Raw genomic sequence first — 20,117 nt, 5'->3', positions numbered from 1 at the left:
GGCCGTCGCTGCGTAGTCCACGACTGCGTGGTCACCTGACCGGCGACAACCCGGCGACGGTGAGCGCGTCGTCCACACCCAGCTCCCGGCCGGTGGTGTAGGCCTCGGCGAAGCGGTCGCCCAGGCTCGCTGTGGCCACGTCGGTGACGCGCGCAACATCCTGCTGTCCGAGCACCACAGTGCCGCGTACGGCCTCAGCAGCCCCGAGCAATGTGGCTGCTTCGGCGTACTGCTTCTCCTCGGCGAGGAGACCCGCAGCCGCTTCGAGGACCGACGCCAGCACGAAGTTGTTGTGCCATGCGTACGCGGTCTCCGCAGCCTCTCGGATCCGTTGACGGGCTTCTTCCGGTCGATGCTCGGCCACTTCGATCCATCCCAGCGTGGCGGCTGCGGTGGCGCGTACGACGGCGACAGCGAACGAGCCCGACGTGCACTCGGTCAGTACGCGCTCGGCCAGGTTCCGCGCGTGGGCGAGGTCTCCGGCCTGGCGAGCCAGCCCGGCCAACCCGAGTTGACCGGCGGCACGCGTCTCCGGCATGCCCGTCCGCCTTGCCAGCGCGACAGCCTGTTCGTAGTCCGCGCGTGCGCCTTCGACGTCTCCGCGCAACGCACGGCTGTCGCCGCGACGGCAGAGCAGATCGGCGTAGTCGTCGGTGGCGCCGAGTTCCTGCATGAGCGACATCGACTCGGTCATCGCCGCTGCTGCTTCCTCGTGCCGTCCGCGCCAGGTGAGTACCTGCGACAAGTGGTCCAGGGACATCGACAGACCCCAGCGTTCGCCGAGTGCGCGATAGCGGGCCTGTCCTTCGCGGAGGCCTCGTTCGGCGGCGTCCAAATCACCGGTGAGCATGGCGCGCAGGCCGTCGCCCATCGGCACGAGCGCGGTGAGCCACGGATCGGAGTGCCGCGCGAGCCTGGTCTGCGCGAGCCGTGCCGCGTCGTCCTCCGGCGGTCCGAGCACCACGGCCGCGAGCATCAGCAGCATCGGCCGTTCCGGCGCCCATCCGCTGTCCGCGAGGTAATGATCCACATAGGACTGATAGGCCAGTACCACCTCGTGCCCGGGATCCCCGGCCATCGCGGCCAGCAGGCACATCAGGAACGGCTCGCCGGCCGGTGGTTCGGACCCGCAGTGCCGCAGGACCGCCGAGGACAGCACCGCGCCTTCGTGGCGGCGGCCGCGCAGCCACCAGTACTGCGTGAGCGCGGCGACGAGCCGGAGCGCTGTGGGCTGGTCGGCCGTGGCCGACCAATGCAGCGCGGCCACGAGGTTGTCGTACTCCGCGTCGAGCCGATCGAGCCAGGACAGCTGTTCGGCGGTGCGCAGCTTCGGGTCCGCCTCCTCGGCCAGCCGGAGGAACGCCTGCGCGTGCGCCTGCCGCAGCTGCGCGGTTTCCCCGGCACCGGCCAGCTTCTCGTCACAGAAGGCCCGGATCGTCTCCAGCATCCGGTACCGCCCACCGGAATGTTCCACCAGCGACTTGTCCGTGAGTTCCGGGAGCAGCTCGGCCGGCGTCCCGCAGATCTCCTCGGCGAACGCCAGCGTCGCCCCGCCGCGGAACACGGTCAGCCGCCGGGCGAGGCGGCGCTCGTCGTCGTCGAGCAGATCCCAGCTCCACTCCACCGCGCCACGCAACGATCGGTGCCGTGCTTCCGCGGTCCGGCTGCCGTGGGCGAGCAGCCGGAACCGGTCGTCGAGCCGTCCGGCGATCTCCTCGACTCCCAGCGTGCGCACGCGGGCCGCGGCAAGCTCCAGCGCGAGCGGCAGGCCCTCGAGTGCGGCGCAGATCCGCACGACGTCCGCAGCAGTGTGCTCGTCGATCCGGAACGCCGGATCGTTGGCCTGTGCACGGTCGGTGAACAGTCGCACCGCGGAGTAATCGAGCGCCACGGCGGCGGTGGTATCCGCAGGCGGCACCGTAAGCCGGGGGATCGGGGCGAGCTGCTCGCCGGTGATGCCGAGCGGCTCCCGGCTCGTGGCCAGTACGCGCAGCCCTGGGCAGGACGGCAGTAGCCGCGCGACCAGGCGGGCCGCCGCGGCCACGACGTGTTCGCAGTTGTCCAGCACCAGCAACATCGGCTGGTCCCGCAGCGCGGAAACGATCCGTTCGACCGGGCTCGGCCCGCTGGTGCCGCGCAACGGGGACGTGGTCTCCCGCAGCCCGAGGGCGCCGAGTACGGCCGATTCGACGTCGTCGGCGATGTGCGGGGCCAGCTCCACGAACGCGCACGGCCCGGCGTTCGTCCCGGCCTCCACTGCCAGCCGCGTCTTGCCCGTACCGCCGGGGCCGAGCAACGTGACCAGCCGGGCGTGCCGGAGCAGCTCGGCGATCTGGCGCAACTCCTCGTCACGGCCGACGAAGCTGGTCAGCTGCGCGGGCAACGGCGCGGCCGTCGTCGCCGGTTCGTCGTGCAGCACCGCCAGATGCGCCTCGGCCAGCTCCGGCCCGGGATCGGCGCCCAGCTCGTCGGCCAATACCCGGCGGGCGTCTTCGAATGCGGCGAGGGCTTCCGCGTTACGGCCCAATGCGTGCAACGCTCGGATCAACTGGGCACGCAGCCGTTCGCGCAATGGCTCTGCGGCAACGGTTGTGCGCAACTCGTCGAGAATTTCCTTGGCCCGGCCAAGGGAGATCTCCGCATCGATCCGATCGGCCGCGGTCTCGGCGCGCAGTTCCTCAAGCCGCGTGGCCTGCCTGGACGCCGCGGGGACGTCCGCGAAGGCCGGTCCACGCCACAACGCCAGCGCTTCGGTGAGTAGATCGCTCGCCCGCGTCGGGTCGTGCGCGGCCAGTTCACGCCTTCCCTCCGCGGCGAGACGTTCGAAGCGGTGTGCGTCGATCTCTTCCGGATCGACCACCAGGCGATATCCCGCGGACGTGAACTCCACCGGCAGCCCTACGGCGCTGCGCAGCCGGGAGACCTGGGACTGCAAGGCGTTCGCGGCACCGTCCGGTGGTTCTTCGCCGTACAGGCCGTCGATGAGCCGCTCCGCGGACACGAACCGGCCGGCCTCCGCCGCCAAGAGCGCGAGCAGCGTCCGTCCCCGGGGCCCGCCCACCGTGATCGGCAGGCCCGCGGTGTTCCACCCAGTGACGGCCCCCAGCAGCCCGATCCGCATACTGGTGAGCCTAAGCGTTGCTCGTCGGCTTCACCGGCAGTTTATCCCGACGGCAGCCTGTGGGGGGAACGTTATATACACTGCGACGCGATCAGTTCGCAAGGCGAGGTCCGCGATTCACAGGAGAGGCAAAGTGGGCGAACCGGTGCTGCTCGGGAAGCCGACGGTGGGCGAGGAAGAGCTTGCCGCCGTGGCCGAGGTGTTCCGTTCCGGCTGGCTCGCCGGGGCCGGACCGGCGTGCCGCCGATTCGAGGAACGCTTCGCCCGCGTCACCGGCACCGCGCACGCGCTGTCCACGAGCAGCTGTGGCGCCGCGTTGTTCCTCGGACTGCGCGTGCTCGGGGTACGGCCCGGCGACGAGGTGATCGTCGGCGACTACACGTTCCCGGCCACTGGACACGCGGTGCTGCAGGCCGGTGGCAAGCCGATCTTCGCGGACATCCGCCCGGACGTCTTCAGCGCCGACCCGGCCGCGATCGAAGCCCTGATCACCCCGCGCACCGTGGGTATCCTCGCGGTCGATGTCGCCGGGCAGCCGGGCGATTTCGACGAATACCGCGCCATTGCGGACAAGCACGGCCTGTGGTTGTTCGAGGACGCTGCGTGCTCTGCGGGCGCCACCTACCGCACCCGCCCGGCGGGCAGCCTCGCCGATCTGGCCGCCTTCTCCTTCCACGGCCGCAAGGGCATCACCGCGGGCGAGGGCGGCGCGCTCGTCTCCGATCGGGCGGATCTGCTGGCCCACGCCCGGAAACTGCACACCTACGGCATCGAACCGGCGATCAGCCGGGAAGGCGCCGAGGCGCTGCCGGTGCCGGAGTTCCACGAACTCGGCTGGAACTTCCGGCTGTCGGACATCCAGGCCGCGATCATGGGCGTCCAGCTCGACCGCCTGCCCGACCTGCTCGCCGCCCGGCGCGCGGTGGCCAAGCGCTACCACGAGGCGTTCGCGGACCTCGACGCGCTGAGGGTGCCGGTGGAGCTGCCCGACCGCGAACATCCGTGGCAGGCCTACCTGCTCACGGTCGCCCCGGAGATCAGCCGGGACGCGCTCGCGCTGCGCATTCGCGAGCAGGGGGTGCAGTGCAACTTCGGCACGTACGCCTCGCACCTGCAGCCGATCTACGGCGAGCAGGCGCCGTTGCCGGTTTCGGCGGACGCGTTCCGCCGGCAGCTGGCGATCCCGATGCACGCCGAGCTCACCGGTGCCGAAGTGGACCGCGTGGTGAGCACCGTGCGCGAAGCCGTCCATACCCTTTCCTGACCCACGAGGAGAACCAGCACCCATGTCCGAGAAGAAGGTCTTCTTCACCGGCGGTGGCGGGTTCATCGCCGCACATGTGATCCCGCTGCTGCTCGAGGGTGGCTACACGGTGCGGATCTTCGACAACATGACCCGCGGTGACCGGGCCAGGGTCGGCGAGTTCGTGGCCACCGGCAAGGTCGAGCTGGTGGAGCAGGACGTGCGCTACGGCGGCGCGGTGCGCGAGGCGATCCGCGGCTGTACGCACGTGATCCACTTCGCGACCGTGTCGATCAACAAGTCGATCGCCGACCCGCACGAATCGATCGACATCAACATGATGGGCAACCAGAACGTGTTCGCCGCGGCCGCCGACGAAGGCGTGCAGCGGCTGGTGTTCGCCTCGACCGCCTCGGTGTACGGCGATCCGAAGCGCCTGCCCATGCACGAGGACGACGAGCTGCGCCCGCTCACGCCGTACTGCATCTCCAAGCGCGCGGGCGAGGATCTGCTCGGATTCTACGAGCGCACCAAGGGCCTGTCCTGGAACGCGTTGCGGTTCTTCAACGTGTACGGCCCGGGGCAGAAGATCGAGGCCTACTACACCTCGGTGATCAACCACTTCATCAAGCGCCTGCGGGCCGGGCAGCCGCCGGTCATCGACGGCCGCGGCGACCAGTCGATGGACTTCGTGCACGTGTCCGACCTCGCCCGTGGTGTCGTCGCGGCGCTCGAATCGGAGCAGGCGAACCTGCCGATCAACATCGGTACCGGGGTGGACACCTCGATCGCCACGCTGGCCAAGATCCTCATCGAGGCGGTCGGCGTGGACGTGCAGCCGGAGTTCAACGAACGCGACGTGCTGGTCTCGCGCCGGGCCGCGGACATCGGCCGGGCCCGCGAGGTTCTGGGCTGGGAGCCGCGGATCTCGGTGGAGGAAGGCATGCGGGCCTTGGTGCAGGACTCCGAGTGAGTGCCGCCGGCCCTGCCGAGAGAACGCCGATGCGCATCGCGGTGGTGAACAACTTCTTCCCCCCGCGCGTCGGCGGGAGCGCGCATATGGCGGCCTCGCTGGCCGCCGAATACGCCGCGGCCGGGCACGAGGTGCTGGCGATCACCGCGGCGTACGCGGATGCGCCCGCGGAGGAGGAACGCGACGGTTACCGCGTGGTCCGGCTGCCCGCGGTGAAGATGCCGCAGCTGGGCCTGTCGATCGACTTCGACATGACCTTCGCCGCACCGCGGCCGGGCAACTGGCGGCGGCTGTGGCAGCTGCTGGACGAGTTCAAACCGGACGCGGTGCACCTGCACGGCCAGTTCTTCGACCTCTCGTGGATGGCCGGGATCTACGCGCGGCGGCACGGGCTGCCCGTGCTGCTGACCATTCACACCCTGCTGATCAGCGACAAGAAGCTCTACGGCCGAGTGTTCCGGATACTGGACGCGGTGCTGGTCAAGCCGGTGCTGAAGTACCTGCGCCCGCGCTACGTCATCCTCGACAAGCTCGGCGTGGACTACTGCGTGCAGCGTTACGGCACGAGCGACGAGAACTCCGAGTACTTCCCGATCGCGGTGGACATCGGGCACTTCGCCAAGCCCGTCACCAAGGACGTGCGCGCGGATCTGGAGCTCGGGGACGGCCCGCTGATCGTCTCGCTCGGGCACGTGATCCCGCTGCGCAACCGGCTGCCGCTGGTGGAGGCGCTGCCCGGAATCCTCGAACGGCATCCCGGCGTGCGCGTGGTGGTCGTCGGCCGGGTGTATCACGACGCGTTCCTGCGCCGGGCCGAGGAACTGGGCGTGGCGGACGCGCTGGTGGTGACCGGGCCGGTGCCGAAGGAGGACGTGCCCGCCTACTTCGCGGCCGCGGACCTGGTGACCCACGACCTCAACGGCGGCTGCGGGACCGCGTCACTGGAGGCGATGCTGTCCGGCACCGCGACCATCGCGTCGGTGACCGAGGACAACTACCCCGGCATCGAACTGCGCAACGGCGAGAACGTTCTGCTGGTCCGGCCGGACGACGCCGAGGCGGTGCGCGAGACCGTACTGTCCCTTTTGGACGATCCGGACCGCAGGGCACGGATCGCGCAGCGGCAACGGGCGATGGTCCGGGACAACTTCGGGCTGGACGTGGTAGCCGAGGAACACCTGCGGGTGCTCACGAAACTGGTGGCGGACAACGATGTTCTTCGATGACGAGCGCTCGAACCGGCTGCGCCCGCAGATTCTCACCGACGTCGTCGCGCAGTACTTCAACGACGCGGAGCGGGCGAAGTTCTACGGGCTGCCCGAAAGCTGCCGGGTCCGCGAGCGGGGCAAGATCGTCAGCCCGGAGAACCTCCGGATGGGCGAGCACTGCTGGATCGGCGAGGGCGCGGTGCTCGACGCCAGCGGCGGGCTGGAGATCGGCGAGCACACCAGCATCGGGCTGAACACGCTGGTGTTCACGCATTCCAGCTGGCTGGCGAACATGGCACTGCAGAACCACTCCGGCAGCGATCTGATCGAGCGCAAGCCGGTGAAGATCGGCAAGGGCTGCTTCATCGGCGGCCTGGTGGTGATCATGCCCGGCGTGACCATCGGCGATTTCGCCACGGTGCAGCCGAACTCGGTGGTGGCCAAGGACGTGCCCGCCCGGACACTGGTGGCGGGCAACCCGGCGCGGGTGTTCCAGCGCTACGACGAGGAGTACATCGAGTCGGAGGTCGAGCGGGTGCGGGCGGAGAACGCCCGCCGCCGCGCGCTTTCGGACGATCCGTCCGGTTGGGGCTCCCCCTCGGGCGACTTCACCACGTAATGGCGTCAAAGCTGTGAAGGGGCCCTTCACGGATTGTTTACCTGCTTGTGACGTGCGATGCACGGGCGTGGCGGCTGTACCGAAGTCCCCTCAACGCGCATCCGCCGACGAGGGGGCGCGTTGTCTCGGGCGAACAGCCGGGCGGTTCTGCCGGTGTGTGTTGCGAATCTCGGGCATGATGGCTGGCATGAGCGAGACTTCCGACGCGCTGTCCGGCCAGGACACTCCTCCGAGTTTCGCTGATGACTTGCGCCGGAGGTCCGCCGCTTTCCGAGTGTGCGCAGGGACTCAGGACCGGGCTGCTGCGCTGTTCGCTGGGCTTGCTGAACGCGGGCTTCCCGAAATGGCCGAGATGCGCAACCGTTCCGAACGCGCGGCACGGATGCTGGAACAGACGGCGTCCGTGATCGCTGCGCAGGCCATGGCCTACGACGACATGATCGCGGCCGGTGGCCCCGACGACTCCCGGGCGTACGTCGAGTACGAGGCCACGACTCGGCGCTTGATTGCGCTGATGCCCGCCGACACGCTCATTGGTTGAACGTCCGGCAGGCGAGAGTCCGGCGGGAGCGACGGGCCGCCGAGGGACTCACCCGCCCGTACCGGCGTGTCAGTCGTGTAGTCCGCGCATGGTGCCGTCCAAGGTTGCGGTGATGTAGTCGGTGCTGCCGGGGCCGCAGGCGATGATGTCGTCGCCATCGGGACTGTCCTGCAGGAACGTCAGGACTCGCTCGTGGTGCGCCGTGTCCACAGCGGTGAGCGGGTAGCTGGACGAGCGCTTGCCGTTCGTACGTCTGGCCACGTAGAGCTGGTGGATCACGGTGCGTGGCGCGGCCATCAACGCCCGCACCTGCTCGGCTGTGTCCGGCGCGGTGTAATCGCTGGTCATGTCCAGGTCGTAGGACTCGGATACCGATCCCGCCCCGTATTCGGAGCGGGGCACCCGGATTTCGCCGATGCCGGCCGGGCGTACCTCGGGCAGAGTGCCCACGATCGCCCGGCACACCCGACCGGCCGGAATCCGCACCAACGTCGCTTGATCATCGTCCACGGTGATCAGCGATCCGGAACGCCCGGTCACGACGGCCAGGGACGCCGATCGGCGTCCATCGCGCGTGCTGGACATGCGGTAGCACTCCGCATCAGCGGTGGAGATACCCCACAACACATCCCGGAAGTCTCCGGTCAGCCGCTTGCGACGCAGGTCGTAGAAGCCGGGCTCGGCGAGTGCTTGTCGCATCAGTTCATCGAACGAGGCTGCCGCGTCGTCTTCGAACCACCATTCCACGACCCCGAGCACGGGGTGCGCCGGACCGATCCGTTCTGACTCCCAGGCCCAGGCGAGAGCCACACGCGGCACCGTCACTGGTGCGTCGATAACCATCACCGGTTATTGGCCGATCACCGGCGGCACGGCCTTGCCATCGTAGCCGAACAACGCGTTCGGGTCCGGCTCCAGTAAGTAGGAGGCGGCCTTCTTCTCCTTGTCCTCTTCCTTGTTGCCCTTCCCGCCGGTGGCGCCCATCGGCATTCCGCTCCCGCCCCGGCCGCCGGCCGCGCCGGTGCCGCCGCGCGTTACCGGCTCGTCGACACCACCGCCGACCCTGCCGCCCGACCCGGTCCGGCCACCTCCGCCGAGACCACCCGACCGGGGACCCGCCCCCGGCGCCGACCCTCGCCCACCGGTCTCGGAGTTTCCCGGACCAGACACCCCGGGGTCGAAACCGCCGCCGAATCCCGGACTGCCACCGGGGCCGCCGCTGCCGGGGCCGTAGGACGACGACCCGCCCGGACCCACCGGGCCGAATCTCGTCGGGTCAGAACTCCACACGCCGCCGGGGCCGGGGTGCGACGGCGGCACGAACCCCGCGCTCTGGGTTCCGTCGCCGCCAGGCCCGTGTGCGGCAGGCACTTGCGGGTTCCCGTCAAGGCCCGTGCCGATGTGTCCCGGCTGATACTGCGCGGGTGGCGAGACGGACGAGCCGCCAGGTCCGTGACTGTCCAGGCCGGGAGAGTGCTGCGAAAACGTCGAGTGCGAGACAGTCGGGGTGCGCTGGTCCGGTGCGGCAGGCGGATTCCCGATGGAGAAGTCACCCTGCGCGTCTGGCATCTGCCCGTACTCGGTGGGCATCGTCAGCGCGTGGCCGTCACTGGTGGAGGTGAACTCCCGATAGATCTGCTTGTTCTGCTGAATGGCCGCGTTGTTCTTGTTGATCTGGTCCTCGGTGTCGGTATCCCACACCGACAGCACATCAACGGCGTCCCGCTCCGGCGGAGAGTCCGACACATCCTGCATAGAGTCCCGGGTGGACTGGAACACGTGGCCCTGATCCGTCAACGTGTTCTGGCCGGTGAACAATGCAGTCGACGACGAGGTGGCCGCGTCCGCAAACGGCTTCAGCCCGTTCCGGGCCGCGTCACCGCTCTGCCCGGACCACGCAGCCTCAAGCCGCGCCACGATCGCCAGCGTGTCCCTGCTGCTCGGACGCCTGCGACATGCTCACCTGCTGGGCCTCTCCGAGGCTGCCCAACCCCGGGCCGTTCTTCACCCGCCGCACCAGCTCCCCGGGCAGGATCAGTTTGCCTTCCTGCTGCTGCAACGCCATCCACGCTCTCACCGCCTCAGCCGGACCGGACATCACGCGTTCCCCTTCAACGTCGTGAGAGCCAAATCCGCAACCTTCCGCGCGTCATCACACGGATCACCCTTGCCCACTGCAGAACTTGCGACATCTACGCCCACGCCAAAGGCAGCGTTATCGGCGATGCCCACGGCCACATCGCAAGCGCCTTTAGCGCGGTCGTCAGCCGGTCCGTAGGCCACGATGGGGTACCCCTGTATCGGAGCAAGCTCCTTGAAAAATCCTTGGCCCCTCTTCGCGTACACGTCCGCCAGCCCGTGCTTCCATACATAAACCAGTTGGATACCGATAAGGGAACCTCGATCGACGTCGCGCCAGAAACAGGACTTGGCCACTCCCGTGTCCTTCGCAGCGGCGTCATGCGTCGGTGGACGCGAGAACAGCCCGTTAACCTGCGCAGAGGTGAGCACCGAACACGGGTTGCCTTGGATCAGCGAGGCCGGCAAGGGGTGCTCAATCTTCGGCGCCGCTGACCCTCCAGTCGGTGGAGAGGAGGACGCACCCGGCTCAGGAGTGCCTGCCGTTGTCGCCGAGCACGCCGCCGCCACCCACGTGACAGCCAGCGCAGCCGCAACGCCAGCGAACTTGGACACCCAAGTCATCAGAAGCGCCCTCCATCGCCCTTTGTATTAACGGTTTGCGCGGCCTGACCGTCATTGGTCGTGTGTAATCCCAACGCCTTCTCAATCTTCTCGATGAAGACGCCAACAAAGTCGCGCTGCCGAACTAGGGAGTCGCGGTAGGCAAGACCGGACTTGTTGCTGGCGTCCGTGTTGCGGAGCGACGCGGGATCATTGCCCGGAGATTGAATCGACCACATCGGGGCAGCGTTTCGAAGCTGCATATTGACCCGATCCCGCAATTTCTTGAGGTTCTCGAGTTCCCTCGTCATGGCGTCCCGGTCCATCGTGAACGCGCCACCGGGCGAACCTCCGGAGGCGCCTCCGCCTTCTTCTCCGGCCACGACGAACATCCCGGCGTTCAACGCCTCTTCCATCCCTGCCACTGCAGCCTCCCCTGACACACCTGCTGGTAACTCGTTTCGCACTGATCGTATCCACTCGGCGACAAACCGTCCGATCAACGCAGAATCACGCCCGTGAGCGTCCGCACGCGCTCTGACCTGGACGTATACGATTGCACCAGCACGCGACGAGACGTCCACACGCGCGTTCACGTGGGGACGCCGGCCGGTGAAAGGGCCAGACAGCGTGGGGCACCCGCCGGGCACATCCCTTGTTCAGCGTCCGCCGGTGAGTCATACGCCCAGCTCAAGGCGCATCGGCGCTACCGCGCCCCGGGTGAAGTACGTCGTCAGGGAGCAGCCAAGGGCCCTCGCGCTGGGGGCGGACGGCGCGCGGCTGACCCGCTGAGTCAGGCCGCCTGGTCCAGCACCTGCGCCACCACGTGGTGCGAGGGCAGGATCAGCTCGCGTTCGGCGTTCGCGTCGAGCTTGCCCTCCAGCAGATCGAGGAACCGGTCCAGCTGGGTGGCCAGCGGTTCCCGCGCGGTGATCAGCTCCGGGATCTCGATCACGGTCTGCTGCCGGTAGCCGAGCCCGTCCGGGGTGACCGAATCGTGCGAGACGTGCCGGTAGATGGTCACGTCCCGGCGCAGCAGGTCGATCTCCACCATGCGGTCGAGCTCCGACACCACCAGCGAACGGACCTTGCGCTGCCCGAGCCGGGACGCGGACACGGTGGCCAGCCCGGTCGGGAAGGTCAGCACCGTTTCGATGGTGTCCTCGGCGCCCTCGACCGAGGTCGGGTGGAAGTACCCGGCACCCGAGGTGACCCGCGCGGGCGTCGCCCCGCCGAAGAACTGGATGGCCAGATCGACGTCGTGCACCAGCAGGTCCCAGGCCACCCCGGTCTTGATCCGCGGCGCGTACGGGCCGTGCCGGCGGGCCATCAGGTGCACCGGCTCGCTCACCAGCGCCCGCGCGGTCATCACCGCCGGGTTGTACCGCTCCAGCAGCCCGCACATCAGCGGGATGTCCTTCTTCGCCGACAGCGCGACGATCTCCTGGGAGAATTCGAGGCTGTTGCAGACCGGCTTCTCGACCAGCATCGGCTTGTCCTGGCCGAGGATCTCCTGCGCCAGCTCGTAGTGCACCTCGGTGGCCGAGGCGAGCACCACTGCGTCCACATCGGACAGTGAGCCGATCTCCGGGGTCCACCGGGTCTCGTAGCGCTCGGCGACCGCGCGGCCGGCCTCCTCGCGCGGGTCGATCACCCGGACCAGCTCGGCCCGCTCGTTGCCGGCCAGTACCCGGGCGTGCAGCGAGCCCATGTTGCCGGTGCCGATGAGTGCGATGCGGTGTGTCATGCGCCCAGCACCTCGCGCACCGTCTCGACGATCCGGTCCAGGTCGGACTCGGTCAGCTGCGGGTGCACCGGCAGCGACAGCGCCTGGTCGGCGACCGAGGAGGCCACCGGGAAGTCCGCCACCGTGGCGTCCGGGATCAGCGGATGCCCGCGATAGCAGTCGTAGTCGAAGACGATCTTCGGGTAGTAGATCCCGTTGCCGATGCCCTTTCCGGTGAGGGCGGCGGCCAGCTCGTCGCGGGAGAGCATCGCGTGCGGGCCGACCAGCACGGTGTACTGGTGCCACACGTGCGACCGGCCGGGCAGCACCTGCGGCACGCTCAGGCCCGGGGTGTCGGCCAGCCCGTCGGACAGCCGCTTCGCGTTGGCCTGCCGGGCGGCGGCGAGCTGGTCGAGCTTCGCCAGCTGCGGGATGCCGACCGCGGCGTGCAGATCGGTCATCCGGTAGTTGTGCCCGGCCATCTCGTACTGGTAGCGCGCCCGCATGCCCTGGTTGCGCAGCACCCGCAGCTTGTCCGCCAGCGCGTCGTCGTCGGTGGTGATCACGCCGCCCTCGGCGGTGGTCACGTTCTTGGTGGCGTACAGCGAGAAGCAGCCGATGCCGTACGAGCCGGCCTGCTTGCCCTCGAACGAGGCACCGACCGCCTGGGCGGAGTCCTCGATGATCCGCAGCCCGCGCTCGGCCGCGAACGGGGCGAGCTTGCCCATGTCCGCGGTCTGCCCGTAGAGGTGCACCGGCATCAGGACCTTGGTCCGGTCGGTGACCGCGGCGGCCACCGCGTCCGGGTCGATCGCGAAGTCCTCGCGCCGGATGTCGGCGAACCGGACCGTGGCACCGGCCTCCAGGATGGCGTTCAGCGTCGCCACGAAGGTGAACGGCGAGGTGATCACCTCGTCACCGGGCGCCAGGTCCAGCGCCTGCAGCGACGCGACCAGCGCAGTGGTGCCGTTGTTCACGGCGATGGCGTGCTTCGTGCCCGCGACGTGGGCGAAGGCGTCTTCGAAGCGCTTGACCATCGGCCCCTGTGCGATGGCGCCGGAGCGCAGTACCTCGACGACGAGGTCCTCCGCGTCACGGACGTCGACCACGGTAATGGGGATCATCGGCAGTCTCTCTCGGCAGGCGATTTCGATGCGTCCGGTACAGTTGGCCGCCGGTTCTGCGCCCGGCCGCCCTGCAGCAACGCGGGCCACACGTTACCGGGCGCGCCGTCATGTCCAGTACCCAGCCGCCGACGAACGGATACGCGAACAGTGTCGGACGCTCAGGCCGCCAGGCCGGGAACCAACCGCATCCATCCGACCGCAGTCCTCGGGGAGGGCGTCGAACTCGGCGAGGGCAACGTGATCGGCCCGTACACCGTGATCGTCGGACCTGCCCGGATAGGCGACGGCAACTGGATCGGCCCGCACGTGACCATCGGGACGCCCGGCGAGGACCGCGGCAAGCCGCACCCGGCGGCCTGGGACGCCGCCCCGGCCGGTGATCCGGAGCAGGACGGGCACGGGGTGGTGATCGGCGACCGCAACCGGATCCGCGAGTACGTGAGCGTGCACCAGGGCACCTGGCGCACCACCACGCTCGGCAGTGACGGGTATTACCTGCGGGGCAGCCACATCGCGCACGACTGCCTGGTCGGCTCCGGGGTGACGATCGCCTCGAACGTGATCACGGGTGGGCATTGCCACATCTGGGACGGCGCGAACCTCGGCATGGGCACGGTGCTGCACCAGCGCGTGGTGATCGGCCCCGGGGCGATGGTCGGCATGTCCTCGGCGGTGCGCCGCGAGGTGAGCGCGTTCACCATCGCCGTGGGCAACCCGGCCCGCGTGACCGGCGTGAACGTGGTCGGGCTGTCCCGCCGCGGGCTGGACGAGACCACCATCGAGGCGCTGTCGCCGTGGCTGAAGGGCAAGCGCGGCCTGCCGGACGACGGGCTGGCCGACCGGCTCCCGGGCGACCTCTCTACCGTGGTCAAGGCGTGGGACGCCCGCCCGCGCGAAGAACACTGATCAGTAAGGAAGTATGGTTGTGTCTGACGCTCAGGCCGCGAGGCCGGAAGTGGCCCCCAAACTGCGCACGGTCTTCGTCGACGCGCTCGATCTCGACGGTGAAGTGGACGTCGAGAACCTGAAGTACCGCGAGATCGAGGCGTGGGACTCGGTCGGCCACATGGCGCTGGTCGCGGCCATCGAGGACGAGTTCGACGTCGAATTCGACACCGACCAGGTGATCGACATGTCGAGCTTCAAGGTCGCCGTGGACATGGTGACCGAGCTGACGGCGAAGAATGACTGACCTGGCCGGTCGTGTCGCGCTCGTCACGGGCGGGACGCGCGGGATCGGCCTGGCCACCGCGCGGGCGCTGGCCGAGGCCGGCGCCACCGTGGTGCTGACCGGCCGGGACGAGTCCCGCGCGAAAGCGGCCGCGGCCGCGGCCGGTGCGGCGGCCGGGCTCGCGCTCGACGTGACCGACGCCAAGGCCGTCGCCATGCTGGTCCGAGGGGTGGCGAAGGAGCACGGCAAGCTCGACATCGTCGTCGCCAACGCGGGGATCATGGTGGACGCGCTCCTCGGCATGATCAAGGAAGACCTGGTCGAGACCACGCTGAGCACGAACGTCGCCGGCACGCTGCACACCGTGCAGGCCGCGGCGCGCGCGATGATGCGGAAGAAGACCGGCTCGATCGTCGTGCTGGCCAGCGTCGTCGGCGAGTACGGCAGCGCGGGGCAGACGGTGTACGCGGCGTCGAAGGCGGCGGTGGCGAACATCGCGCGTTCGGCGGCGAAGGAACTCGGCCGGTCGGGCATCCGCGTGAACGCGGTGGCCCCCGGCGTGATCGACACGGACCTGACCTCGGGGTTGTCCGAGGAGGCGAAGGCGGAGAACGCCGGCCGCACGCCGCTGGGCCGGCTCGGCACCGCCGAGGACGTGGCGAAGGTCATCCGGTTCCTGGTGAGCGACGAGGCGTCGTTCGTGACCGGTCAGGTGCTCGGCGTGGACGGCGGCTTGGTGTTGTGAGTGTCCTCGCCGGGTGACCCGCGATGGTCACCCGCGGGCACGACTAGGTTCTGTTTCATAAACGGCGGAGCCGTTTGCTGTGGGCCGTCAACCGGCACCGCTGCGGGTTCTCAGGCGTTCTCTCGCGAGGACAGCTCCGAGGTGGTGAATCGGTATTCATGAGGAGGAGATCCCGGAGTGAGAGGACGTCTGAGGTTCCGCTACCCGCACCGCCACGCAAGCCACTTTCGAGACAGTCTCTAGGAGGTTCGGGTGAATCTGGTGGGCGCTGGGGCCCGGCTGGTGGAGGTGGCCGGTGGCCGCACGCTGGCGGGCGACGAGCTGACGGCGGAGATCGAGCGCGCGGCCGGGGAGCTGGCGGAGCTGCCGTCCGGGGTGCTGTTCGCGCGGATGTCGCTCGATCTCGCGAGCGTGCTGCGTTACCTCGGCGCGTTCGAGGCGGCGCGGGCGATCGCGCTGATCGACCCGGCGCTGGACCCGGACGTGCTGGCCGGGCTCATCACCCGGTTCCGGCCGGCCGCCGTGCTGGCCGCGCCGGAGGCCGAACCGCCCGCGGGCTACACCGCGGCGGACGGGCACTGGGTCCGGGCGGATGCCGAGGGCGTGGCCCCGCATCCCGAGCTGGCCGTGCTGCTGCCGACCAGCGGTTCCACCGGAAATCCGAAGCTGGTCCGGCTTTCGCGCCACGGGCTGCTGTCCAATGCGGACGCGATCGCAGAAGTTCTGCGGATCGACGCCGGCGAGGTCGCTCCGACCTGCCTGCCGCTGCATTACAGCTACGGCCTTTCCGTGCTGAATTCGCACCTGCTGCGCGGCGCGACCGTGGTGATCGAGGCGTCCGGTGTGCTCGGCCGCGGCTTCTGGTCCGCCGTGCAGGAACACGGCATTACGTCGCTGTCCGGTGTGCCGTACCACTACGAAATGCTGCGCCGCCTGAAGTTCGACCCGGCGAAGTACCCGACGCTGCGCACCCTCACCCAGGCCGGCGGGAAGCTGCGGGACGAGCTGATCGCCGAGTTCAACGACAAGATGCTCGCGGTCGGCGGCCGGATGTATGTGATGTACGGCCAAACCGAGGCGTCCCCGCGGATGACGACGGTGCCCGCGGAACGGCTGGCGGAGAAGCTCGGCTCGGCCGGTCCGGCGCTGCCCGGCGGCAAGTTCGTCGTCCGCCGGGACGACGGTGCGGAGACCACGCATCCGAAAATCGTCGGTGAGGTCCTCTACCGTGGGCCGAATGTGATGATGGGTTACGCCGACGACGAGGCCGGGCTCGCCGCGGGCGACGAATGCGGTGGCACGCTGGCCACCGGTGACCTCGGGTACCTCGACGAGGAGGGGTACCTGTACATCACCGGCCGGCTCAAGCGGATCGGCAAGGTGTTCGGCAACCGGGTCAGCCTCGACGATCTGGAGCACGCAGTGCGCGCGGCCGCGGTGGGCATCGACGTCGTGGCGGCGGTGTCCGCGGGCGACAAGGTCGTGCTGTTCGCCGAGCTGCCCGAGGGTGCGGGCGCCAAGGCGATCTGCAAGGACGCCGCGCGGGCGCTGTCCGAGCGGCTGCACCTGCACACCAGCGGGTTCGACGTGCGCCCGCTCGACACGGTGCCGCTGCTGGCCAGCGGCAAGATCGACTACCGGTCGTTGGAAGGACGGGTATGAGTGTGTTCACGCGCTCGCAGGCGGAGCGGGAATCCTTGCTGCTGCCGGAGCTGGCGGAGCTGACCGCGCACCACCGCGCGAACTCCGCCGGGTACGAGCGCATCCTGGCCTCGCTCGGCATCGCGGCGGACGCGTCGTTCGGCGCGATCGCGGAGCTGCCGTGGCTGCCGGTGCGGATGTTCAAGACCCACGACCTCAAGTCGGTGCCGGACGACGAGGTGTTCAAGACGCTCACCTCGTCCGGCACGACCGGCGCCGGTGCGTCGCGGATCCATCTGGACAAGGCGGCGGCGGGCGCGCAGACGAAGCAGCTCGGCGCCACGCTGCAAGAGGTGCTGGGCGGCGAGCGGCTGCCGATGCTGATGGTCGACACCATCGGGATCATCAAGAACCGCCGGTCGTTCTCCGCGCGTGGCGCGGGCGTGCTCGGCATGGCGAACTTCGGGCGTAAGCACACGTACGTGCTCGACGAGGACGACAAGCCGGATGTCGAGGCGGTGAAGCGGTTCCTGGCCGAATACGGGGACAAGCCGTTCCTGATCTTCGGCTTCACTTTCATGGTGTGGCAGTACCTCTACGAGGTGGCGCGCGAGCATCGGCTGGATCTGTCGAACGGGATCCTGATCCATTCGGGCGGCTGGAAGAAGCTGATCGACCGCGCGGTGGACAACGCCGAGTTCCGCCGTCGGTTCACAGAGGACACCGGCCTGCACCGGATTCACAACTACTACGGGATGATCGAGCAGATCGGCACCGTGTTCCTGGAAGGACCGTCGGGGAATTCCTTGTACTGCCCCGATTTCGCCGACGTGGTGATCCGCGATCCGGAGACGTGGCAGGAGCAGCCGGTCGGGCGGCCGGGGGTGATCGAAGTGGTGAGCACGCTGCCGCGGTCGTACCCGGGGCATGTCCTGCTGACCGAGGATCTCGGTGTGTACCAAGGGATCGACGACGGTGACTGGCCCGGCAAGCACTTCACGGTGCTCGGCCGGCTGCCGAAGGCCGAGGCCCGTGGCTGCTCGGACACATTCTCGGGAACGGCGGCATAAATGGAGCAGCGTTTTCCCGCGGCGGCACCGATCGCCGCCGATACCCTGCTGGCGCAGGTGCGCGAGGAGCCGCCCGGTGGCCGGTTGACCGTCGGCGACCCGCGCGTGGTCGAGTTCGTCACGAAGTTCGCGCGCAAGCTGCTCGCGCCCGCGCTCGCCCGCCGTTTTCCGGAGCTGACCTCGCTGGGTTTCTTCCTGCGCAAGGGGGAACTCGCCAAGGCTCTGTCCACTTTGGAAACCGCGGGCACCGCGCTGCGGTTCCCGCGGGGGCTGGTGTTCCACGTTCCACCGGCCAATGTGGACACGATCTTCGTGTACTCGTGGGCGTTGTCGGCGCTGGCGGGAAATCCGAACGTGGTGCGCGTGTCCTCGCGATCGGCGGGTGCGGCCGAGGTCGTGCTGGAGGCGCTGAACTCGGCGCTCGGCGACGTGTCGCCGGAGACGGCCGCGACGATCCGCGCCACCCAGCGGATGGTCACCTACGACCGCAGCGACGAGATCAGCGGGGCGCTGTCGCGGGCCGCGGACCTGCGGGTGATCTGGGGTGGCGACGCTTCCGTTGCCGCACTGCGGAAATACCCGCTCGCGCCGCACGCGCGGGACCTCACCTTCCCGGACCGCTCCTCGTTCGCGATCGCCTCGGTGCGTGGCTGGCAGGAGGCCACGCCGGAAGCCCGGCTGAGCGCGGCGGAGGGTTTCTACAACGACTCCTACTGGTTCGACCAGGCGGCCTGCTCGTCACCGCGCGCGGTGTTCTGGGTCGGCGACGCAGAAGGCGCGCGGGCCGCGGGCACGGAGTTCCGGCAGTTGCTCGGGCAGGTGCTGGCGGCCAAGCACCATGTCGTCGAACCGGCCATGGCCGTGCAGAAACGCGTGTCGGCCTACGGTGCGGCGATCGACGGGCTGGTGTCCTCGATCCGGTTCGACGGGAACGCGCTGGCCACTTTGGAGCTTGCCGACGCCACCGTGCTGCCACGGGAGTGGCTGGGCGCGGGGACCTTCGCGAACGCCAGGGTCGGTTCACTCGATGAGCTGGTTTCGATCGTGCAGCGCAAGGACCAGACGGTCAGCCAGTTCGGCTTCACCGCCACGGAACTGACCGGATTCGTCACCGCGCTGGCCGGGCGCGGGGTGGATCGGGTGGTGCCGTTCGGTTCGGCACTCACTTTCGCCGGGGTGTGGGACGGCTACGATCTGCTGGCCGAGTTCAGCCGCCTGGTCACCGTGCAGGCGTGAGGAACGCGCAGGCGTAAGGAGCAAGGCCGATGACGACCGTCCAGGATGACGAGGCCCGGCCCGCCGGGAAGACCCGCAAGTCCGCCAGGGCGCGGGTGCTCGACGTGGCGCGCTGGGTCGCCATCCTGCTGGTGGTCGGCTTCGCCGCGAAGCAGCTCGCGTCCAACTGGAGCGAGTTCTGGCACACGCTGTCCGAAGTGGCCTGGCAGTCCTCGGTGCTCAGCCTGGTCGCGCTGGTGGCCGCCATCATGGTGTCCACCTGGGGCTGGCAGATCCTGGTCGATCATCTCGGCAAGCCGATCGGATACGCCCGCGGTGCGCAGATCTGCCTGGTCGGCTCGCTCGGCAAGTACGTGCCCGGTTCAGTGTGGGCTTACCTGCTGCAGATGGAGCTGGGCCGCAAGGCCGGGCTGGCCAGGGCCCGGATCTTCACCGGCTCGCTGATCCAGCTCGGCGTGAGCGTGGTGTCCGCGCTGGTGGTCTCGTTGCTGGCCGCGCCCGCCGTGTTCAGCAACAGCCCGCGCGCGATGTGGTTGTTCGTGCTGATCCCGCTCGGTCTCGCGCTGCTGCACCCCCGCGTGCTGAGCTGGGGTACTTCGCTGGTGCTGAAGCTGCTGCGCCGCGCACCGCTGGAGGAGCCGCTGGGCTGGGGCGTGGTGGTGAAGACGTTCGGAGCGTCCACTGGCGCCTGGGCGCTGCAGGGGGTGCACCTGTGGCTGCTGGCCAACTCGATCGGTGCCCCCGGTTTGAACGGCTTTGTCCTGTGCGTGGGCGCGATGGCGGTGGCGATGACCGTCGGCACCTTCGCGTTCATCCTGCCCAGCGGTGTCGGTGTCCGTGAGGTGGCACAGGTCGCGGTGCTCACCGCGAGCGGGCTGACGGTCGGGCAGGCCACCGCGTTCGCGGTCGCGTCTCGCGTGATGTTCACCGTGGCCGACCTGCTGACGGCTGGTATCGCCGCGGTCGCGGCCCGGTTGTCGGCGCGGCGCACGCCGGCGCCGACAGCGGCCTGAT

Annotated in this window: 20 protein-coding genes; 12 read left to right on the top strand and 8 right to left on the bottom strand. The window is 69.2% G+C overall.

All coding sequences use genetic code 11. The features are described from left to right. Positions 1 to 31 precede the first annotated feature (31 nt). On the bottom strand, positions 32 to 3,121 hold the full coding sequence (locus tag ATK36_RS15540) for an AfsR/SARP family transcriptional regulator (RefSeq protein WP_098512163.1): 3,090 nt from the start codon (positions 3,119 to 3,121) through the stop codon (positions 32 to 34). 133 nt (positions 3,122 to 3,254) lie between these two features. Here ATK36_RS15540 and ATK36_RS15535 point away from each other — a divergent pair, with 133 nt between their 5' ends. From ATK36_RS15535 to ATK36_RS15515, 5 genes are all read left to right on the top strand, one after another. Continuing rightward, positions 3,255 to 4,385, top strand: coding sequence for a DegT/DnrJ/EryC1/StrS family aminotransferase (locus ATK36_RS15535; RefSeq protein WP_170069750.1), 1,131 nt, complete (start codon positions 3,255 to 3,257; stop codon positions 4,383 to 4,385). A 22-nt stretch (positions 4,386 to 4,407) separates the two neighbouring features. Next, positions 4,408 to 5,337, top strand: coding sequence for an NAD-dependent epimerase/dehydratase family protein (locus ATK36_RS15530; RefSeq protein WP_098512162.1), 930 nt, complete (start codon positions 4,408 to 4,410; stop codon positions 5,335 to 5,337). Positions 5,338 to 5,366: 29 nt separating this feature from the next. Next, positions 5,367 to 6,563 (top strand): glycosyltransferase family 4 protein, encoded by a 1,197-nt coding sequence (locus ATK36_RS15525; protein WP_098512160.1) that lies wholly within the window; start codon positions 5,367 to 5,369, stop codon positions 6,561 to 6,563. Continuing rightward, positions 6,550 to 7,164 (top strand): acyltransferase, encoded by a 615-nt coding sequence (locus tag ATK36_RS15520; RefSeq protein WP_098512159.1) that lies wholly within the window; start codon positions 6,550 to 6,552, stop codon positions 7,162 to 7,164. The genes ATK36_RS15525 and ATK36_RS15520 overlap by 14 nt, the downstream gene beginning before the upstream one ends. Positions 7,165 to 7,351: 187 nt before the next feature. Further along, positions 7,352 to 7,705 carry a hypothetical protein gene (locus tag ATK36_RS15515; RefSeq protein ID WP_245914765.1) on the top strand — a complete coding sequence of 118 codons (354 nt, stop codon included), beginning with the start codon at positions 7,352 to 7,354 and terminating at the stop codon, positions 7,703 to 7,705. A 69-nt stretch (positions 7,706 to 7,774) separates the two neighbouring features. Here the strand turns inward: ATK36_RS15515 and ATK36_RS15510 are convergent, their stop codons facing one another. The 7 genes from ATK36_RS15510 to ATK36_RS15480 all read right to left on the bottom strand — a co-directional run bounded on the left by ATK36_RS15510 (position 7,775) and on the right by ATK36_RS15480 (position 13,237). Continuing rightward, positions 7,775 to 8,515, bottom strand: a complete 741-nt coding sequence (locus ATK36_RS15510; RefSeq protein ID WP_170069749.1) for an ESX secretion-associated protein EspG — start codon at positions 8,513 to 8,515, stop codon at positions 7,775 to 7,777. Between the two features lie 39 nt (positions 8,516 to 8,554). Beyond that, entirely contained in the window at positions 8,555 to 9,622 is a 1,068-nt protein-coding gene (locus ATK36_RS15505) for a hypothetical protein (RefSeq protein WP_098512156.1), read from the bottom strand. Then, positions 9,609 to 9,803, bottom strand: coding sequence for a hypothetical protein (locus tag ATK36_RS15500; protein WP_098512154.1), 195 nt, complete (start codon positions 9,801 to 9,803; stop codon positions 9,609 to 9,611). The genes ATK36_RS15505 and ATK36_RS15500 overlap by 14 nt, the downstream gene beginning before the upstream one ends. Then, positions 9,803 to 10,408, bottom strand: a complete 606-nt coding sequence (locus ATK36_RS15495) for a DUF3558 domain-containing protein (protein WP_098512153.1) — start codon at positions 10,406 to 10,408, stop codon at positions 9,803 to 9,805. The genes ATK36_RS15500 and ATK36_RS15495 overlap by 1 nt, the downstream gene beginning before the upstream one ends. Next, the gene (locus ATK36_RS15490; protein WP_141544446.1) at positions 10,408 to 10,812 is read right to left on the bottom strand and encodes a hypothetical protein; all 405 of its coding nucleotides are present in this window, start codon (positions 10,810 to 10,812) and stop codon (positions 10,408 to 10,410) included. Before ATK36_RS15490 ends, ATK36_RS15495 begins: the two co-directional genes overlap by 1 nt. A 368-nt stretch (positions 10,813 to 11,180) precedes the next feature. Beyond that, positions 11,181 to 12,134: a Gfo/Idh/MocA family protein gene (locus ATK36_RS15485; protein WP_098512150.1), complete on the bottom strand. Its 954-nt coding sequence runs from the start codon at positions 12,132 to 12,134 to the stop codon at positions 11,181 to 11,183. Next, positions 12,131 to 13,237, bottom strand: coding sequence for a DegT/DnrJ/EryC1/StrS family aminotransferase (locus ATK36_RS15480; protein ID WP_098512148.1), 1,107 nt, complete (start codon positions 13,235 to 13,237; stop codon positions 12,131 to 12,133). Before ATK36_RS15480 ends, ATK36_RS15485 begins: the two co-directional genes overlap by 4 nt. A gap of 150 nt (positions 13,238 to 13,387) precedes the next feature. Between ATK36_RS15480 and ATK36_RS15475 the strand changes: the two genes are divergently transcribed. The 7 genes from ATK36_RS15475 to ATK36_RS15445 all read left to right on the top strand — a co-directional run bounded on the left by ATK36_RS15475 (position 13,388) and on the right by ATK36_RS15445 (position 20,116). Further along, positions 13,388 to 14,146 (top strand): acyl-ACP--UDP-N-acetylglucosamine O-acyltransferase family protein, encoded by a 759-nt coding sequence (locus tag ATK36_RS15475; RefSeq protein ID WP_098512147.1) that lies wholly within the window; start codon positions 13,388 to 13,390, stop codon positions 14,144 to 14,146. Positions 14,147 to 14,159: 13 nt separating this feature from the next. Beyond that, positions 14,160 to 14,432, top strand: coding sequence for an acyl carrier protein (locus tag ATK36_RS15470; protein WP_098512145.1), 273 nt, complete (start codon positions 14,160 to 14,162; stop codon positions 14,430 to 14,432). Further along, positions 14,425 to 15,156: an SDR family NAD(P)-dependent oxidoreductase gene (locus ATK36_RS15465; RefSeq protein WP_098512143.1), complete on the top strand. Its 732-nt coding sequence runs from the start codon at positions 14,425 to 14,427 to the stop codon at positions 15,154 to 15,156. Before ATK36_RS15470 ends, ATK36_RS15465 begins: the two co-directional genes overlap by 8 nt. Before the next feature lie 252 nt (positions 15,157 to 15,408). Next, positions 15,409 to 16,818: an AMP-binding protein gene (locus tag ATK36_RS15460; protein ID WP_098512141.1), complete on the top strand. Its 1,410-nt coding sequence runs from the start codon at positions 15,409 to 15,411 to the stop codon at positions 16,816 to 16,818. After that, positions 16,815 to 17,867: a LuxE/PaaK family acyltransferase gene (locus ATK36_RS15455; protein ID WP_098512140.1), complete on the top strand. Its 1,053-nt coding sequence runs from the start codon at positions 16,815 to 16,817 to the stop codon at positions 17,865 to 17,867. The genes ATK36_RS15460 and ATK36_RS15455 overlap by 4 nt, the downstream gene beginning before the upstream one ends. Next, on the top strand, positions 17,868 to 19,103 hold the full coding sequence (locus ATK36_RS15450; RefSeq protein WP_098512137.1) for an acyl-CoA reductase: 1,236 nt from the start codon (positions 17,868 to 17,870) through the stop codon (positions 19,101 to 19,103). It abuts the gene before it with no gap. 29 nt (positions 19,104 to 19,132) lie between these two features. Beyond that, entirely contained in the window at positions 19,133 to 20,116 is a 984-nt protein-coding gene (locus ATK36_RS15445) for a lysylphosphatidylglycerol synthase transmembrane domain-containing protein (RefSeq protein ID WP_098512136.1), read from the top strand. The last annotated feature ends 1 nt before the right edge of the window (position 20,117 follow it).

This window comes from Amycolatopsis sulphurea (assembly GCF_002564045.1).
GTDB lineage: Bacteria > Actinomycetota > Actinomycetes > Mycobacteriales > Pseudonocardiaceae > Amycolatopsis > Amycolatopsis sulphurea.
This window is presented reverse-complemented; position numbering and strand designations above follow the sequence as displayed.

What these genes read in the sequence shown, in the direction of transcription:
- ATK36_RS15540 (WP_098512163.1), bottom strand. Translation starts at nt 3,121, where the DNA reads ATGCGGATCGGGCTGCTGGGGGCCGTCACTGGGTGGAACACCGCGGGC.
- ATK36_RS15530 (WP_098512162.1), top strand. Translation starts at nt 4,408, where the DNA reads ATGTCCGAGAAGAAGGTCTTCTTCACCGGCGGTGGCGGGTTCATCGCC.
- ATK36_RS15525 (WP_098512160.1), top strand. Translation starts at nt 5,367, where the DNA reads ATGCGCATCGCGGTGGTGAACAACTTCTTCCCCCCGCGCGTCGGCGGG.
- ATK36_RS15520 (WP_098512159.1), top strand. Translation starts at nt 6,550, where the DNA reads ATGTTCTTCGATGACGAGCGCTCGAACCGGCTGCGCCCGCAGATTCTC.
- ATK36_RS15515 (WP_245914765.1), top strand. Translation starts at nt 7,352, where the DNA reads ATGAGCGAGACTTCCGACGCGCTGTCCGGCCAGGACACTCCTCCGAGT.
- ATK36_RS15500 (WP_098512154.1), bottom strand. Translation starts at nt 9,803, where the DNA reads ATGTCCGGTCCGGCTGAGGCGGTGAGAGCGTGGATGGCGTTGCAGCAG.
- ATK36_RS15495 (WP_098512153.1), bottom strand. Translation starts at nt 10,408, where the DNA reads ATGACTTGGGTGTCCAAGTTCGCTGGCGTTGCGGCTGCGCTGGCTGTC.
- ATK36_RS15485 (WP_098512150.1), bottom strand. Translation starts at nt 12,134, where the DNA reads ATGACACACCGCATCGCACTCATCGGCACCGGCAACATGGGCTCGCTG.
- ATK36_RS15480 (WP_098512148.1), bottom strand. Translation starts at nt 13,237, where the DNA reads ATGATCCCCATTACCGTGGTCGACGTCCGTGACGCGGAGGACCTCGTC.
- ATK36_RS15470 (WP_098512145.1), top strand. Translation starts at nt 14,160, where the DNA reads ATGGTTGTGTCTGACGCTCAGGCCGCGAGGCCGGAAGTGGCCCCCAAA.
- ATK36_RS15465 (WP_098512143.1), top strand. Translation starts at nt 14,425, where the DNA reads ATGACTGACCTGGCCGGTCGTGTCGCGCTCGTCACGGGCGGGACGCGC.
- ATK36_RS15455 (WP_098512140.1), top strand. Translation starts at nt 16,815, where the DNA reads ATGAGTGTGTTCACGCGCTCGCAGGCGGAGCGGGAATCCTTGCTGCTG.
- ATK36_RS15450 (WP_098512137.1), top strand. Translation starts at nt 17,868, where the DNA reads ATGGAGCAGCGTTTTCCCGCGGCGGCACCGATCGCCGCCGATACCCTG.
- ATK36_RS15445 (WP_098512136.1), top strand. Translation starts at nt 19,133, where the DNA reads ATGACGACCGTCCAGGATGACGAGGCCCGGCCCGCCGGGAAGACCCGC.